The 15,517-nt window shown below is 60.6% G+C and carries 15 protein-coding genes, 1 tRNA gene and 1 pseudogene (1 of these 17 running past the window's edge); 9 read left to right on the forward strand and 8 right to left on the reverse strand.

The genetic code is table 11. From position 1 onward, the window contains the following. On the reverse strand, window positions 1-1,133 hold the beginning of the coding sequence (locus SYN63AY4M2_RS10025) for a glycoside hydrolase family 31 protein (RefSeq protein ID WP_240530530.1). It extends 1,237 nt beyond the left edge of the window; 1,133 of the gene's 2,370 nt are visible here — the first part of the coding sequence; the start codon lies at window positions 1,131-1,133; its stop codon lies off the left edge, out of view. Window positions 1,134-1,574: 441 nt separating this feature from the next. On the opposite strand from SYN63AY4M2_RS10025, the gene SYN63AY4M2_RS10030 reads away from it, so the two are divergent. Continuing rightward, a complete protein-coding gene (locus tag SYN63AY4M2_RS10030) occupies window positions 1,575-2,768 on the forward strand; it encodes a PQQ-dependent sugar dehydrogenase (RefSeq protein ID WP_228375286.1) in 1,194 nt (397 codons plus the stop codon). Window positions 2,769-2,826: 58 nt separating this feature from the next. On the opposite strand, the gene SYN63AY4M2_RS10035 is transcribed toward SYN63AY4M2_RS10030, so the two are convergent. After that, window positions 2,827-3,276, reverse strand: a complete 450-nt coding sequence (locus SYN63AY4M2_RS10035; protein ID WP_041438520.1) for a hypothetical protein — start codon at window positions 3,274-3,276, stop codon at window positions 2,827-2,829. Between the two features lie 210 nt (window positions 3,277-3,486). Then, window positions 3,487-3,558: transfer RNA gene (locus SYN63AY4M2_RS10040), tRNA-Val, on the reverse strand. 177 nt (window positions 3,559-3,735) lie between these two features. Here SYN63AY4M2_RS10040 and SYN63AY4M2_RS10045 point away from each other — a divergent pair. Further along, window positions 3,736-4,491 (forward strand): ScpA family protein, encoded by a 756-nt coding sequence (locus tag SYN63AY4M2_RS10045; RefSeq protein ID WP_011431109.1) that lies wholly within the window; start codon window positions 3,736-3,738, stop codon window positions 4,489-4,491. 260 nt (window positions 4,492-4,751) lie between these two features. On the opposite strand, the pseudogene SYN63AY4M2_RS14230 reads toward SYN63AY4M2_RS10045, so the two are convergent. Next, window positions 4,752-5,042 (reverse strand): annotated as a pseudogene (locus SYN63AY4M2_RS14230) (DUF6679 family protein); the annotation flags it as partial. Between the two features lie 227 nt (window positions 5,043-5,269). On the opposite strand from SYN63AY4M2_RS14230, the gene SYN63AY4M2_RS10055 reads away from it, so the two are divergent. Beyond that, complete coding sequence (locus SYN63AY4M2_RS10055; protein ID WP_011431107.1) at window positions 5,270-6,130, forward strand: prephenate/arogenate dehydrogenase; 861 nt, start codon at window positions 5,270-5,272, stop codon at window positions 6,128-6,130. Window positions 6,131-6,260: 130 nt separating this feature from the next. Further along, complete coding sequence (locus tag SYN63AY4M2_RS10060; RefSeq protein WP_099812881.1) at window positions 6,261-7,004, forward strand: response regulator transcription factor; 744 nt, start codon at window positions 6,261-6,263, stop codon at window positions 7,002-7,004. On the opposite strand, the gene SYN63AY4M2_RS10065 is transcribed toward SYN63AY4M2_RS10060, so the two are convergent. Together SYN63AY4M2_RS10065 and rsmH are read right to left on the reverse strand one after the other, a co-directional pair. Further along, complete coding sequence (locus SYN63AY4M2_RS10065) at window positions 7,001-7,537, reverse strand: hypothetical protein (RefSeq protein ID WP_011431105.1); 537 nt, start codon at window positions 7,535-7,537, stop codon at window positions 7,001-7,003. The genes SYN63AY4M2_RS10060 and SYN63AY4M2_RS10065 overlap by 4 nt on opposite strands. A gap of 104 nt (window positions 7,538-7,641) precedes the next feature. Beyond that, a complete protein-coding gene (rsmH, locus tag SYN63AY4M2_RS10070; protein ID WP_011431104.1) occupies window positions 7,642-8,571 on the reverse strand; it encodes a 16S rRNA (cytosine(1402)-N(4))-methyltransferase RsmH in 930 nt (309 codons plus the stop codon). A 333-nt stretch (window positions 8,572-8,904) separates the two neighbouring features. Here rsmH and aroA point away from each other — a divergent pair, with 333 nt between their 5' ends. Further along, entirely contained in the window at window positions 8,905-10,239 is a 1,335-nt protein-coding gene (gene aroA, locus SYN63AY4M2_RS10075) for a 3-phosphoshikimate 1-carboxyvinyltransferase (protein ID WP_011431103.1), read from the forward strand. 24 nt (window positions 10,240-10,263) lie between these two features. Beyond that, on the forward strand, window positions 10,264-10,596 hold the full coding sequence (locus SYN63AY4M2_RS10080) for a TIGR03792 family protein (RefSeq protein ID WP_011431102.1): 333 nt from the start codon (window positions 10,264-10,266) through the stop codon (window positions 10,594-10,596). Here SYN63AY4M2_RS10080 and SYN63AY4M2_RS10085 read toward each other — a convergent pair. Beyond that, on the reverse strand, window positions 10,593-11,384 hold the full coding sequence (locus SYN63AY4M2_RS10085; protein ID WP_346426055.1) for a DUF502 domain-containing protein: 792 nt from the start codon (window positions 11,382-11,384) through the stop codon (window positions 10,593-10,595). The two genes, SYN63AY4M2_RS10080 and SYN63AY4M2_RS10085, sit on opposite strands and share 4 nt — an antisense overlap. Window positions 11,385-11,654: 270 nt before the next feature. On the opposite strand from SYN63AY4M2_RS10085, the gene SYN63AY4M2_RS10090 reads away from it, so the two are divergent. The 3 genes from SYN63AY4M2_RS10090 to SYN63AY4M2_RS10100 all read left to right on the forward strand — a co-directional run bounded on the left by SYN63AY4M2_RS10090 (window position 11,655) and on the right by SYN63AY4M2_RS10100 (window position 14,924). Continuing rightward, complete coding sequence (locus SYN63AY4M2_RS10090; protein WP_011431100.1) at window positions 11,655-12,122, forward strand: SRPBCC family protein; 468 nt, start codon at window positions 11,655-11,657, stop codon at window positions 12,120-12,122. A gap of 70 nt (window positions 12,123-12,192) precedes the next feature. Beyond that, window positions 12,193-12,696 (forward strand): GNAT family N-acetyltransferase, encoded by a 504-nt coding sequence (locus SYN63AY4M2_RS10095; RefSeq protein ID WP_099813335.1) that lies wholly within the window; start codon window positions 12,193-12,195, stop codon window positions 12,694-12,696. A 122-nt stretch (window positions 12,697-12,818) separates the two neighbouring features. After that, a complete protein-coding gene (locus SYN63AY4M2_RS10100; protein WP_099812883.1) occupies window positions 12,819-14,924 on the forward strand; it encodes a thioredoxin domain-containing protein in 2,106 nt (701 codons plus the stop codon). 64 nt (window positions 14,925-14,988) lie between these two features. Here SYN63AY4M2_RS10100 and SYN63AY4M2_RS10105 read toward each other — a convergent pair whose 3' ends face one another. Further along, window positions 14,989-15,417, reverse strand: coding sequence for a Fur family transcriptional regulator (locus SYN63AY4M2_RS10105; RefSeq protein ID WP_011431097.1), 429 nt, complete (start codon window positions 15,415-15,417; stop codon window positions 14,989-14,991). Between the last annotated feature and the right edge of the window lie 100 nt (window positions 15,418-15,517).

The following is a 15,517-nucleotide window of genomic DNA, read 5'->3' on the forward strand; positions in this document are numbered from 1 at the left end:
GGAAAGAGGACTTTGCCCGGCCAAACATAGCCGTGGAAGAGGTGGCCATCGGCGCGGCGAATGAAGAAGTCCTGGGCCAGGCCCTCGTCAAAGACGGCGTAGTCAGCTTCGGGATCGAACTTGACGCCGGGATCGACAATGGCTACCCCTCGGAAGCCGGCTTCGTGAAGCTGGGCCATGAGCTGGGCTGGTTCAGGGAAACGGCGGGGATCCCAGGTAAAGACCCGGTAGCCGCGCATGTAGTCAATATCCAGGTAGATGGCGTCGCAGGGGATCTGGCGCTGGCGAAATTGCTTGGCGACAGCCAGAACCTGGGCGGCGCTGGCGTAGCTCCAGCGACACTGCTGGTAGCCGAGGGCCCAGAGAGGAGGCAGGGGGGTTCGCCCGGTGAGCTGGGTGTAGGTCTGGAGCACCAGGGCGGGGGTGGGGCCGTAGATGAGGTAGTAGTCCAGCTCGGGGGCGCGCACTTCGATGGCCCACTGTTTAGGATCCGCCTGGCCCAGGTCGAACTGGCTCCAGTGGGTGCAGTGCAGAAAAAGGCCGTAGGAGAGGCCAGGACGTAGAACCAGGGCGAAGGGAATGGCCAGATAGAGGTTGTCGCTCTGGGCGTCGTAGCCCCAGCAGTCGCGGGTCCAGTGGCTGTAGCGCCGGCCCCGCTTGTTGAGCAGGCCAGCCCGTTCTCCCAGGCCGTAGATGCGCTCGGCGGGGTGGAGGGATTTGACCAGGCGGATGTCATCGGATCCCCAACTGAGGCCGGCGGGGAGATCGGCACAAAAGACCTGGCCTTGGGGATCGCGAAAGCTAAAGCGGAGGGGATCCCGGTCGATCTGCAGTTGCACCTGAGAGGTGGCTAGGTGAACTTGGGTGGGGCTTTCCTGCAGCTCAAAAAAAGCCGGCGGCCACTCTTCATCCGCCAGAGCCACATCCCAAGAGCGGCGGGGCAAGAACTCGCCGCTGGGGCTAAAGCGCAGCCGCAGCAGACGAGGGGTGAGCACCTGCACAGACCAGCAGCCCTGCCTGCAGAGCAATTGGATCCCTCTGGGATGGATCTGGAGTTCCTGCAGGGATCCGCAGGTTTGCCGCTGGGGTGGGCGGGCGGGGAATTGGCCGAAGATCTCGCCGGGTTCCAGCATGGGTTGGGGACAGATCGCCGCCCTCAAGGCTAACCCAAGGCCGCAAGGGAACAGGGAGCTCCCCACTCTTGTGCGCAGCCAACTTTGCTCCCATCGGTACATCTTTTTGTGAAGAGCATGCCTCTAACCCTCAAAACCCTGAACTTTGCTGAATTTACTGAGCTTTAAGCGGTTTGGCAAAAGTCATTGAGAGGGATATAGTAGACCAAGTTTCCCCCTGATCCTTGAGTCCACCGCAACGGTTGCCGGGAAGTGAAGGGGGAAAGCGCTCGGGGGGTATTCCTCAGGGCTTTGCGGGATACCGCCTTCCTGCTCAGAGATAGGCAGGATGCGATCGCTTCTTTCCTGAACCATGTTCAGGAGAGTTCAGCGTGAATGTATCAGCAGCAGCAATGATCGGCTAGCTCAGACCTCAAAATCCATCGCGAAAACGAGGCGGCAATGGCCATGCGGATCCCGGCGATACCACTCCTCTCCTTGTTGCTTTTGGGAGGGGTATTTGTCCCTGCTGCCGTGGGGGCCTACCCGGTTAGCCCGGAAACGGTCATGTCCCTGCAACAGGGGGATCACGCCCAAGCTCTGCCCAGAGCCAAAAGCCAGCAGCGCTTTCGGGTGGTGACGTTGGCAAGCGGGCTGGAGCATCCCTGGGGAATGGCCTTTCTGCCGGATGGCACCATCCTGGTTACCGAACGTCCGGGCCGGCTGCGCCGAGTTACCGAGCAGGGGTTGGATCCCCAGCCCATTGCCGGGGTGCCGGAGGTGTTTGCCCGCGGCCAGGGAGGGCTGCTGGATATCGCCTTGCACCCCAACTACGCGGAGAACGGCTGGATTTACCTGTCCTATGCGGCTCCTGGGCCGGGCGGCGGGGGGACGCGGGTGGCGCGGGCCCGCCTGGGGGAGAAGGGACTCCAGGATCTGGAAGTGATCTTTGACATGGAGCGCAAGACGCCTGCCCAACAGCACTTCGGCTCCCGCCTGGCCTTTGACGAAGAAGGGTTTCTCTACATCAGCACCGGCGACCGCGGCGAGCGGGATCGGGCTCAGGATCTGGGGGATGCTGCTGGCAAGGTGTTGCGCGTTACGGATACAGGCGGGATCCCGGCGGACAATCCTTTCGTGAATCAAGCGGGGGCTTTGCCGCAAATTTTTACCTACGGCCACCGCAACATTCAGGGAATGGCCCGCCACCCCGATACAGGAGCCATTTGGACGCACGAACATGGGCCGCAAGGTGGGGACGAGATCAACATCTTGGCCCCCGGCATCAACTACGGCTGGCCCCTGATTACCCATGGTCGGGAGTACAGCGGCGAACCGGTTGGTCAAGGACTGGCGGCAGCTCCTGGATTGGCTTCGCCGCTGCTGCACTGGACCCCCTCCATTGCCCCTTCTGGCATGACTTTCTACACAGGAGAGGCTTTCCCCGAATGGCGAGGCAACCTATTCGTGGGAGCGCTGGCCGGGCAACACCTGGCGCGCTTGGTGCTGGATGGGGATCGCGTTGTGGCAGAAGAGCGCCTTCTGGAAGGGGCGGTTGGCCGTATCCGGGATGTGCGCCAAGGGCCGGATGGCTTGCTTTACCTGCTGACGGATGCCCCCAACGGATCCCTGTTGCGCTTGCAGCCAAGCTCTTGATTGGGGTTAAGCTACATGGCCCCAGCCCCGGCAGAGTTTCTAACTCCCACTGCCGCCACTACAAGAACTTGACATCTTGCTCAAGGGGGAGTGGCTCTCCTGTTTGGGAGTCCGTATGGTGACAGGCAAAGCATTCCTCTGGAGTTAGCTTAATAACCTGACCTGGAGCGGGAAGAAAGAACATCCTTAGCTCTTTGGTCGGGATCAAGACGGTTTTGCCATTTGGGGCCTTGCGCTTGTGTTTTTCGTCAGTGAAGGTCCTGACAACGCAAGATATTGGATAGTATTCGCTGGTTTGGAGCTTGGCTTCCAGAAGCGCTCTCCAGTAGGGGCTGTACCCGAAAACCCACTGACCCTTGGAAAACTTGAGATCGAATGCTTGGCTCCAAATTCTGCTGTAAAAGGTGATAATAGACGTCTTGACTTTGTAGGCTCCTGTTATCTCCTCTAAGTGAGATAAAAACTCGCCGGCAGTCAATGATTGAGGAGGGTTGGTGAAGGGACTCATGCAGCATCTCCTAGCTTTTGGTTATAGTCAGGGGAGCCCTGCATCTTCCCAGCCTACCCCGATTGAAGCACCTGCCTAAGGGCAGGGAGGAAGCTGTCTGTCCTCGTTGCCGATAAGCGGTGGCTCCCCAGCAAAGGCGGGGGAGCCTGTAGACAGAAGCAGCACCCAGCAGGAGAAGGGGGAGCTCTGTCTGCTAAAGGTCAAAACCTATGGGCGGTACAAGATTCGAACTTGTGACCCCTTCCGTGTGAAGGAAGTGCGCTACCACTGTGCTAACCGCCCTTACTCTCACTCTAGCAACTGCTAGAGCTGGACTACTATCTTACACGATTCTTACACGATCGCGCCGCCTCTGCACAGCCGGTTGGCTTGAGAAGTTGAGCTGGAGGTTTGAATCCGGCTGGAGATGGCCGGGATCCCGCTTGGGGGCTACAGTGAGGGACAGAGGCTAGGGGCACTATGGCCTACTCACCGACTGAAGAGGCAATTGCTTTGCTTATCGATTTGGCGGAACGGGGCGAGATTAACCCGTGGGATGTGCAGGTTATCGACGTCATCGATCGGTTTTTAGCCCGTATGGCTCCCACTGCCAGCAGCCATGACCTGTCGGAGTCGGGACAGGCTTTTCTCCATGCCGCTATGTTGGTCTATCTCAAGGCGATGGCGCTGTCGAAGCCGGAAGACGAAGAAAGTGAGGAGACCAACCCGGTGCAGGTGGAGGAGGATCCCTGGCTGAGTTGGTCGTCGGCCCAACTGGATCGCGTGTTGCAACCCAGGGCCGTGCCCCGCCCGAGTCGGACTCGGCCCATCACCCTCAAAGAACTAATCGGCCACCTGCAGGAGCTGGAGACCTTGCTGGAACAGCGCCTTGAGCCTGCCTCAAGGCCCCTGGCTCAACGGGTTTCTCGCAAGCAAGCGCTATCAGCAGTCGCTCAGTTGGCCCACCCAGAAAACCTCGTAGAGACCGCCGCCGAGCTGGAATCTCTGCTTGCCCAACTTTGGCAGCAGGGTCTCGCCCAAATCAGCTTTGACGACCTGCAGCAATACTTTTGCCAAGAAAGCGCTCTAAAAGGCAGTGGCGGGGCTTCCCACCCGATTCAGGTGTTCTGGTCGCTATTGCTAATGGCTTCTCGCTCGCAGGTTGAGCTTTACCAGGAGGAGTTCTACGGCCCCTTGACCATTCGTCCCTGCCGTAGGGGATCCCTCCTAGAATAGATCCTACCCAGGGATCCCTTTCTGCCGCTTTCCATGAAGACTGCGGCTCAGTCGTGGTTGCCCTCCCGCTGGCCTTCCACATCGTTTCGGGCCCGATCCGCCCGTTTGAGGTCTTCTCCGTTCAGGCGCAGGGGCAGCAAAGACTCCGCTTCGCCGTCACGGACGGCAGAGGTTTCCCGATCCAGGTAATACTCTTCAAGGCGCTCGCTGCCGGCATGCTCTTCGCTGAGGGGCTCTGTGGCGCGAGGCGAAGAGGGAGAATGCAGTAACTCAGCAGGAGGACAATCCTCGGAAATGAGCAAATCCGAGGTGCTGAGCACCCCTTTCGGGATGGAGGAAAGGCGCTGGGCAACAGCTCCGATGCTCTCCAAACGAATCATCTCCTCCCAGGAGCAAATCTCCTCTTCGTCTTCCGTTTCGTAGCGAACCAGGATGGTATCCCCTTCGATATCGAGGATCTTGGCTCGTTCCAGCCAGCGTCCCTGATCGCGCAGGTAGATCCACACATCCTTGCCTTCGCGGCTGAGTTGATAGATCCTACGATGAAGCACGGTCCCCTCCTGAGATGAAAGATCCGGGCGAACTGTTGTGGGGGTTACCCAGTTCATCCTTCCATCTTAGCTGCTGGATCCCTCCGCTGTATGCTTTTTGCGCGGCGGGATGGAGCCTTTAATCTGGCTTTAATCTGGTTTTAATCTGGAAGGGATCCGGAAAGGCCGTCTCTCCATGCCCCAAGCCGTTTCAGAGTACTTAATAGTAACCATAGATACGGAAAACCATGCGCATTGCCATTGTCGGGTTGGGGTTGATCGGCGGATCCCTGGCCCTCAAACTCAGCGAAGAGGGTTATCCCGTCTGGGGGATCAGCCGCAATCGGGCCACCTGTCAGGCGGTGCTGGAACGGGGAGCGCTGCAGGGCTGTGGAACCGATTTGGCTCAGTTGGCTGATTTCGATCCCCAGGTGGTGGTGATCTGCACCCCCCTGGAGCAGGTATTGGTCACGCTGGCGGCCTTGGTGCCCCATCTATCGCCGCAGACGGTGGTGAGCGATGTCGGCTCGGTGAAACAACCGATTGTTGCTCCGGCAACGGAATTGTGGCCGCTGTTTGTTGGAGGGCACCCGATGGCCGGCAAGACGTTGCAGGGCATCCAGGCGGCGGAAGCCAGCTTGTTTCTGGGGCGGCCCTATGTACTCACTCCCCTCCCCCAGACGCAGCCGCAGGCGATCGAGGCGATGAAAGAACTGGTGACAGCGGTCGGTGCAGAAGTTGTCCTGGCCGATCCGAAACGCCACGACCAGGCGGTGGCCTGGATCAGCCATTTGCCGGTCATGATCGGCGCCGGCTTGATCGCTGCTGTCGGCCAAGAGGAGGATCCCGACATTCTGGAGTTGGCTCGCACCCTGGCCAGCAGCGGGTTCCGAGATACCAGCCGTGTCGGTGGCGGGATCCCGCAGTTGGGGCTGGAGATGGCCCGTCACAACCGACAGGCGCTCCTGGCCGCCCTGCGTGGCTATCAAGTCCAGTTGGGGAAAATAGAGCGGCTGATCGAAGGCGAACGGTGGGAGGAGCTGCTACAGATGCTGCAACGAACCCGCCAAGAATGGCAACAGTTCCGGGTCAATCAAATACCGTCCTGAGGGGCTACCTGTAGCTGCCGTAGGGGATCGCTGGCTCGACTTTGCCACTGCTCATTAGTGCCTTGTCTTCCTTCGCAGAGATTTCTAGGGTAGGAAACATATAGAGTAGGTCGACTAGCGATCAAGGCCTGTGAGCACCCTCCTTGCTGAAGATGACACCCTTTACCGCCAACATGTGCACAGCCTGCTGATGCAGCATCTGCCTCAGTTTGGCCCGGTGTACATGGCCTCCAACGGCAGAGAGGCATTGGAGCTCTACCGTCAGCACCGTCCCAACTTCCTGTTGTTGGACATCCGCATGCCCGAGATGAGCGGGATCGAGGTGGCTCGACAAGTTTGGTCGGAGCAACCCAGTACGCGCATCATCTTTTGGTCCCACTTTGCCGATGAGGTTTATGTGCGGGAACTGCACAAGATCGTGCCGCCGCAAACTGTCTACGGCTATCTCCTGAAGAATTGCACCGACGAAAAATTGGTCAGTGCCATCCAGGCCGTGGTGCAGGATGAGCAATGCGTGATCGATCGGGAGGTGCGGGGGGTCGATTCCCGTTCGCAAAACAAAATTACCGGCCTCAGCGATGCTGAGTACGAGGTGTTGATCGATATTGCCCTCGGCCTCACCGATCAAGCTATTGCCGCACGGCGGTTTTTGTCGCGGCGAGGGGTGACCAATCGTCTGCGCAATCTCTACGACAAGCTTGAGGTGAGCAACGACCAAATTGAGAGCGAGGAGTGGGGCACAACTTTTAGCTTGCGGGCCCGCGCCATTCGCCTTGCCTTCAAGCGGGGTCTGATCAACGCCCAACTCCTGGATGAGGAGGAGGTGCACTTGGATCACTGGCTCAGCCGCTACCGCCTAGAGCCTTTGGATTAGTATCCAACCGGGTAAAAAGGAGGGGCTTGCTCGGATGCCTCCAGAGGCTTGGCTTTGCTCTGCCCCTGCCCAGAAGCCGTGCTGGGGAGGGCAATTGGCACCTCGATCATCCGCTCCGGTACCAGAGGCACCATGTCGGAGCGATCGGCGATTTCCCGCAAGGAATTGGCGATGGACTCTTGGGTGAGGAGAAACTGTCGTTCGTTGCGCTGCATCTGCTGCCACACTTGGTAGCGCTGGCTCCATCGGCTTTGGGTATGCACCGTCCAACTGTACACACTCAGCACTGACAACCCCGAGACGATGGCCATGCCCGTGGAGATCTGCTTCCACCAGATCAGGTGCTCTCTCCAGGCGGGATCCCGGCTATGGGGATAGGCTGATTTCGAGGGTTGGGGGCGACGGGTTCTGACTTTGCCGGCGGGGAGGGGCGGGGTAGTCCTTAGATGGGAACGAGGGGCCAAGGTCGCGGTTTTGCGCTGGACAGGGAGAAAACTGCGGCCACGGCTCGCGTTCAAAGGCTGGCTGACCATAGGGGTTTGCACCTCACCCACACCAAGAAATTGCTGCCAACTGGGCCCCACTCTATCCGATCTCCACGCACCTCAGAGGGCCTCCAGGGGGGCAGGGCGGCAACTTAGCTGCTGCGGGCAGCCACTCGCAGTTTGGCGGAGCGGGCGCGGGAATTGCGTTGCTGCTCCAGCTCGGAAGGGCACAGGGGTTTGGGGGTGAGCACCTGCCAGCGGGGATCCGTACGAAAGGCCCATTTCACCAGGCGATCTTCCAGGCTATGAAAGCTGATCACGGCCAACCTGCCGCCGGGTTTTAGCCAATTGGGAGCCTGGGCCAGCAGGGTTTCCAGGGCTTCCAGTTCTCGGTTCACGGCAATGCGCAGGGCCTGAAAGATCCGCGTGGCCGGGTGGATGCGGCCCCGTCTTGCCGCCGGCGGCACCGCCTGCCAGACTACGTGGGCCAGTTGGGTGGTGGTGAAAAGGGGGCGGGAGCGTTCGATGTGGTGGGCGATGCGGCGGGCAAAGCGCTCCTCGCCATAGCGAACGAAAATGTCGATCAAGTCCTCGACGGGGCGGCGGTTGACCCAGTCGGCAGCCGTTTCCTGATCGGCAGTGGGATCCATGCGCATATCGAGCGGCCCCTCGGCGCGAAAGCTAAAGCCCCGCTCGGGGCAGTCCAGTTGGGGCGAGCTCACCCCGAGGTCGGCTACGATGCCATCGAAAGGGATCCCCTGCCCTCGCTCATCCCGAAAGCCGTGCCGCTGCAGGTCGAAATCGGCAAAGTTGAGGTGCCAGAGTTGGAGGCGATTGCCGGGGATCCCGGCTGCGGCCAGACGCGCCTGGGCCGCCTGCAGAGCCGTCGGATCGCGATCCAGCCCCACCACGCGATCCGCTCCCCTCTGCAGCAGCGCCAAGCTGTGCCCACCGCCTCCCAACGTCACGTCCAAAAACGCGCCGCCCTGCTGGGGTTGCAGGTAGGCCACCACTGCCTCCGTCAAAACGGACTCGTGGTGGTACAGAAGCATTTCCCCAAGCTCAGCTCTTGCCAAGTCCATAGGCGCAGGGGGTGGCTTTGATTCTTTCCCCGCTCCTAGCTTTACCTATTGCAGGATCGGTAGACAACTCTAGTACCATCAAACGCTAGCATTCACAACGTAAGGGCTTGCAAAAAAAAGGCCGAGGCCAGGCCCCGACCGAGGAATCCATGTTGTTAAGCTCATCCTCGAGGATAGGGTCGGCTGCCGTCAAAAGACGGGCTGTCTTCCAGTGGTTCAGGATCATCTGGGTGCAAGGCCGACCGCCGGCAAGAGCAGGGCAGGTTCCAGCCTAACGTATGATTAAGACTGCTCTTGCCTTTGTCTGTTCTTTAGTTTGGTGTTACGGCTGCTGTGCTGACCACCGCTTCTTCTGCCGACATCCTGACGCTCTCGCCCGCCCGCGGCCTGCGCGGTCAAGTGAGCATTCCAGGCGATAAGTCCATCTCCCACCGCGCCCTGATGCTGGGATCCCTGGCGGAAGGGGAAACCGTCATTCACGGCCTGTCGTTGGGGGAGGATCCCCGCAGTACGGCAGCCTGTTTTCGGGCCCTGGGGGCCGATATCCCAGAGCTCAACAGCGAGTGCGTCCGCATCCAGGGGGTGGGCTTGGATCGCCTGCAGGAGCCGGCAGAGGTGTTGGATGCCGGCAATTCCGGCACCACCCTGCGCCTGATGTTGGGGATCCTGGCTGGCCAGGCGGGTCGCTTTTTTGCTGTCACTGGGGATCGCTCCCTGCGCTCGCGGCCCATGGGACGGGTGGTGGAGCCGCTGCGGCAGATGGGGGCCAACATCTGGGGACGGGCCGGGGGCAACCTGGCACCTCTGGCTGTGCAGGGGGGATCCCTAAAGGGGATCCACTACCACTCGCCCGTGGCCTCGGCCCAGGTCAAGTCCTGCCTGCTGCTGGCGGGCCTGTTGGCAGAAGGCACTACTCAGGTTACAGAGCCGGCCCTTTCCCGCGACCACTCGGAGCGGATGTTGCGGGCCTTTGGCGCCGAGATCTCTGTCGATGTGGCGGCAAAAACCGTGGCGGTGGTGGGGGGATCCCGCCTAGTGGGCCAGACGGTGCAGGTGCCAGGGGACATCAGCTCGGCAGCCTTCTGGCTGGTGGCCGCCTCGATTGTGCCCGAGAGCGAATTGCTGCTACAGGATGTGGGTCTCAACCCCACGCGCACCGGTGTGCTGCAGGTGTTGCAGGAGATGGGGGCCGATATTCAGGTTGAGAAGCGGCGGGAGGTGGCCGGCGAGCCTCTGGGGGATCTGCGCGTGCGCTCGGCCCGTTTGCGGGGTTGCAGCATTGCCGGCGATCTCATTCCCACCCTCATCGATGAGATCCCGGTTTTGGCGGTGGCGGCAGCCTTTGCCGAGGGGACTACGGTCATTCGCGATGCGGCGGAATTGCGGGTTAAAGAGAGCGACCGTTTGGCGGCCATCGCCCAGGAACTCAGCCGGATGGGGGCCCAGGTCACCGAATATCCCGACGGCCTGGAAATCAAAGGGGGGATCCCTCTGCAGGGGGCCGAGGTGGATAGCCACGCCGACCACCGCATCGCCATGAGCTTGATGGTAGCTGCCCTGGCCGCCCAGGGATCCACCACCCTTCGAGGGGCCGACTGTGCCCGCATCTCCTACCCCGACTTCATTCCCACCCTGCAGCGGCTGATCAACCCTTCGTCCGCCTCCTAGCCAGCCAAGAGCCAACCTTTGCCAATGTCAGACCAGCCCATCGCCATCGAGCACCTCTGCTTCCGCGTTCCTCCCGGTGGCCAGAGGGCCTTTATCCTACAAGACGAGCAGGTTTGGGGGCCAGCCCTGCGCCAACAGCCGGGCTTTTTGGGCAAAGAAGTCTGGCTGGATGTAGAGGATCGCGAACTTGTCCACCTCATCCTCCGCTGGGCCAGCCGCGCCGCCTGGAAAGCTTTCCCCCCGGAGCAGGCGGAAGCCTTGGATCGGCAGATGCAGCCCTTCTACGTGCGCCTGGAGCAGGCCAAAGAATACCAGCTCTGGCAGCCCGGCCTGCCAGCAGAGGAAGCGGCCAACTAGGAAGCCTCAAAGCCCACCTCGGCAGCCGTTGAGTCGGCCCTAGTGGATGCTGCCGCCCGCTCCTGCTCCACCAACTCCCGCAGGCTGGGCATGGTTACCGCCAGAGCCCCTTCGCGCCGTTTGAGACCCGCCTCAAAGGTCTCGGGGGTCACGATCCCGCCGGAGATGAGCATCTTAAAAGCATCCTCCACCGGCATGAACACCTCCACCACCTGGTCTTCCGGCACGATGGCGTACCAGCCGGTGGTTGGGTTGGGCGTGGTGGGCACGAACAGGCTGAGGGAGCGCTGCGGCCCATCCGGTCGAATGGGAGTTTGAATGACGCCCGTTACAAAAGCTAACGCCCAAACCCCAGGCCGAGGATATTCCACCAGCACTACCCGTCGAAAGCGCTGGTTGTTGGGGGCAAACAAAACGCTAACCAATTGCTTCAGGGTTTTGTAGACCAGCCCCGCTATCGGGATGGCGTGGAGCAACTGCTCGCTTAGGTTGAGCAGCCACTGGCCAACAATGTTGCGGGCCATGAAGCCAATCAACAAAATGAGCAGGATTGGCGTCAGCAAGCCCACCGCCAGATCGATGAGGTTGATCAAAATCGGGTGCAGCCCCTGGATGGGATTAAACTGCTTGGGAATGCTGGTCAAAAAGCCAATGCTCCAGGTGGCCACTTCCACCGTCAGCCAAATGGTGGTTGCCAACGGGATCACCACCAGCAACCCCGCCACGAAGTAGTTCTTGAGATGCTGCTTCCACTGGGAAATCATGGTGAGATCGTTCCGTCGAGTCAAACAAGTGGACGCACCGAGCCGATGCAAGTGGAGCTTGCAGATGGCAACCATGATACCTGCCTTCTGCATCTCTCTCATGGGCATCAGCTGCAACTTGCCTGGAGAGAGGTTGGAGCTGCTCCAAAGCGCAAAGCCCCAAACTCGGCTGAGCTGATATTGTTATCTTAGGTCGATATAAAATTTTGTAAAGGCAGGGATCCCTCCTAGAGGCTTTGTGGTCAAGCCGTAGGATGCTCCCTCATCTCTGCCGGATGTCGTGTGGGAGGCCCTATGTCAGAGTCGGATTGGTTAGAGCACACCTGTCAGGTGGAGGTCCCGGTTCCTATCGAGCAGGTGTGGGAGCTGTGGGCCAACCTCGCCCTCATGCCGCGCTGGATGAAGTGGATCCGCTCGGTGGAGCTGCTGGATCAGGAGCTGTCGCGGTGGACACTGGATACGCGCGGCCTCACCTTCAGTTGGATCTCCCGCACCCATACGGTGGTGAAGCATCAGCACATCGGCTGGCAATCGGTGGAGGGGCTTCCCAATCGGGGGGCACTGCGGTTTTACGATCGCAAGGGCAGTACTATTGTCAAGCTGTCGGTGGCCTACAAGATCCCGGGGCTCCTCGGCAAAATCTTGGACGGCCTGTTTGTGGGCAAAGTGGTGGAGAGCACGATTCAAGCGGACTTGGAGCGCTTCAAAGCCTATGCTTTGGAGCAGGCAGGGCGGGCCGCCGACAATGCCTCCGCTGGCTAGCCTCGATCTTGCTGCCGTTTTCTGCTGCCCAGTGAACCGTTGCCAATCTTCGTTGCCCAAGGTCTGCTTCATGTCCGATCCCTCCCTCGAGCCTGTCATCACCTTTTCTCATCAACCGGTGGACAACCGCAACATTCGCTTCTCCCTGGAGCGGCAAGATCTGGATCTGGATCAGCTCCTGGTGTTGTTGAACCGCAACGCCTTTTGGGCCCAAAATCGCCGGCGGGAAGAGATGGAGCGGGCCATCGCCCACAGCCACCCGGTGGTCAGCGCCTGGGACGGGGAGCGCCTGATTGGCTTTGGCCGCGCCACCTCCGATGGGGTTTACCGGGCCGTCCTCTGGGACATCGTGGTCGATCACGAGTATCGACGGCAGGGCATCGGGCGCAAGCTGGTGGAAACCCTGATCAGCCATCCCCACCTGCAGTCGGTGGAGCGCATCTACCTGTTTACCACCCATCAGCGCGGCTTTTACGAGCGCATTGGCTTTGTGGAAAACCCCAGCACCACGCTGGTTTTGCACGGGCGTCCGCTGGATTTTTTGATCCCGGCTGCCGAACAGGAGCAGGTCTGACCAACAGGGATCCCTGGGGCAAGGGGAGGCGTAGGTCAGTGTATCTTGAACAACAGTGGGTTGGCTCCGCCTTGGGAAGAGGACGCGCTAGCCTGAAGCAAAAAGGGTGAGAGGGTGTACCTATGGCCAATCGCCTCGCCACGTGTTCCAGCCTTTACCTGCGCAAGCACGCCGAGAATCCGGTGGATTGGTGGCCTTGGATCCCGGAGGCCCTGGAGAAAGCCCGGGCCGAGGACAAGCCGATTTTTCTGTCCATCGGCTACTCCAGTTGTCACTGGTGCACCGTCATGGAGGGGGAAGCCTTCTCCGACCCGGAGATCGCCGCCTTCCTCAATGCCCATTTTTTGCCCATCAAGGTGGATCGCGAGGAGCGGCCTGATCTAGACAGCATCTACATGCAGGCGCTGCAGCTCATGAGCGGGCAGGGGGGGTGGCCCCTCAATGTCTTCCTCACGCCCGACGACCTGGTGCCGTTCTACGCGGGCACCTATTTTCCGGTGGAGCCTCGCTTTGGCCGGCCGGGGTTTCTGACCGTACTGCAGCGCATCCTGCAGTTTTACCGCCAGGAAAAAGACAAAATCGAGGACATGAAGGGCCAAATCTTGGCGGCCCTGACCACCCTCAGCGACCTGGTGCCGGAAGACCATATTCCCCCTGACCTGTTGCGCTCCGGGATCCCCAAAATCCAACCCTTGCTGGCCAACGCCGGGGCAGTGCAGCAGTTTCCCATGATGCCCTACGCCCAGTTGGTGTTGCGCTCGGCCCGCTTCGACCCGCCAGAAGGGATCCCCGGCTCGCCGACGGCGCTAGAACGGGCCAAGGAGCGAGGGATGGCCTTGGTGTTAGGAGGGATCTTCGACCATGTGGCCGGCGGGTTTCACCGCTACACCGTGGATCCCACCTGGACGGTGCCCCACTTTGAAAAAATGCTCTACGACAACGGCCAGATCTTGGAGTTTCTCTCCGAGCTGTGGGCCCACGGGATCCAGGATGCGGCCATCGAGCGGGCGGTGCGCCTGACGGTGGAATGGGTGGCGCGGGAGATGACCGCCCCTGCCGGGTATTTCTACGCGGCCCAGGATGCCGACAGTTTTGCCCGAGCAGAGGATGCGGAGCCCGAGGAGGGGGAGTTCTATGTCTGGCGCTGGCAGGAGCTGCAGGATCTGCTGGATGCAGAAACCTTCCGCGCCCTGCAGCAGGCTTTCTTCCTCTCGCCGGGGGGCAATTTCCCCGATCGGCCCGGCTGTATCGTCCTACAGCGCAGGCAAGGAGGGGAGCTGCCGCCGGAAGTGGAAACGGCTTTGACGACCCATTTGTTTCGAGCTCGCTACGGCTCCACCGAGCGGAGAACCCCCTTCCCGCCCGCAGTAGATGCCCAATCGGCCCGCCGGCAATCTTGGCCAGGACGCATTCCGCCGGTCACCGACACCAAGATGATCGTCTCCTGGAACGGCCTGATGATCTCCGGCCTGGCGCGGGCCTACCAGGTGTTTGGCGAGGAGGACTATCTGCGGTTGGCCCTGCGGGCCGCCCAATTCATCCTCAGCCAGCAGCGCCACCCCCAGACGGGATCCCTGCTGCGGTTGAACTACGATGGCACAGCCCAGGTACCTGCCCAATCGGAAGATTACGCTCTGCTGATCAAGGCCCTGTTGGATTTGCACCAGGCCTGCCTGCCGCGGACAGGCGATCCCAGCTCCCAGTACTGGCTGGAGGCCGCCATTCGGCTGCAGCAGGAGATGGACACGCGACTGTGGGATGAGGCCAGGGGGGGATACTTTGTCAGCGACGCCCAGAGCACCCCGGAGCTGCTGGTGCGGGAGAAGGAGTTTCAGGACAACGCCACCCCCGCAGCCAATGGGGTGGCTGTTGCTAACCTGGTGCGCCTGGCCGCCATCACCGGAGATCTGGACTACCTGGAACGGGCAGAACAGGCCCTGAAAACCTTTGCCCACATCATGAGCACCCAGCCGCGGGTCTGCCCCAGTTTGTTCGTCGGGCTGGATTGGTACAACAACTGGGTAAAGGCAACCCTAGAAGCGGAGCACATTGCTGCGCTGCAACAGCGCTCTTGGCCCACCACCGTCTTTGCCCTGCCCACCGCAGCCGAGCCGTTGCCGGCAGGAGCTGTGGGGTTGGTGTGCTGGGGCAGCAAGTGTCTGGCCCCCGCCGCTTCTCTTGAGCAAATCCAGTCGCAGATCGGCAAAGGGCAAAACCGAGCCTACTGACATTGGCTCATCCTCTTCCAGAAGAACTCGGGATCCCGCCCCGAGAATCTACTGGCTGGCCAGCTCAGCTTTCCCCGGGATTTTCCACCCCATAGAACTCAATGCGGTAGCTCTGGATGCGAGTGCCTGTCTTCTGCTCTACCTGGGCCAGCAGCTCCGGCGGCAGCTCCACATCTACGTCCAGGATGCGGTTGCTATCCAGGCAGTTGACATGGCTGTGAGGATGGGTACGATTGCCGTAGCGGCGCCCATCGGCGCGATCTAGGCACTCGATGATGTTGTGGCTGGCCAGAGCCTCCAGATTTTGATAGACGGATGTGTGGCCAATGGGCTTGCCCTGCCGATTGAGGCGGTCGTAGATCTCTCTGGCAGAAAGGTGCTCGCCGCATTGCCACAGCAGTTCCAAAATATAGCGACGCTGCCGGCTGAGGCGCAGATTGCACTCCCGGCATCGCTCCAAAGCAGCTTCCAAAGAATCCACAGGGCGAGGCATGGGCAAACCTCAAGTCATACCGAGTCTGAGATAGCTGGTTACTCATTCACACTAGTTTAACATTCCTAAATCGAAGTTTCCAAAGGCTGATCTCCAGATC

The sequence above is a fragment of the Synechococcus sp. 63AY4M2 genome (assembly GCF_002760475.1).
Lineage (GTDB): Bacteria > Cyanobacteriota > Cyanobacteriia > Thermostichales > Thermostichaceae > Thermostichus.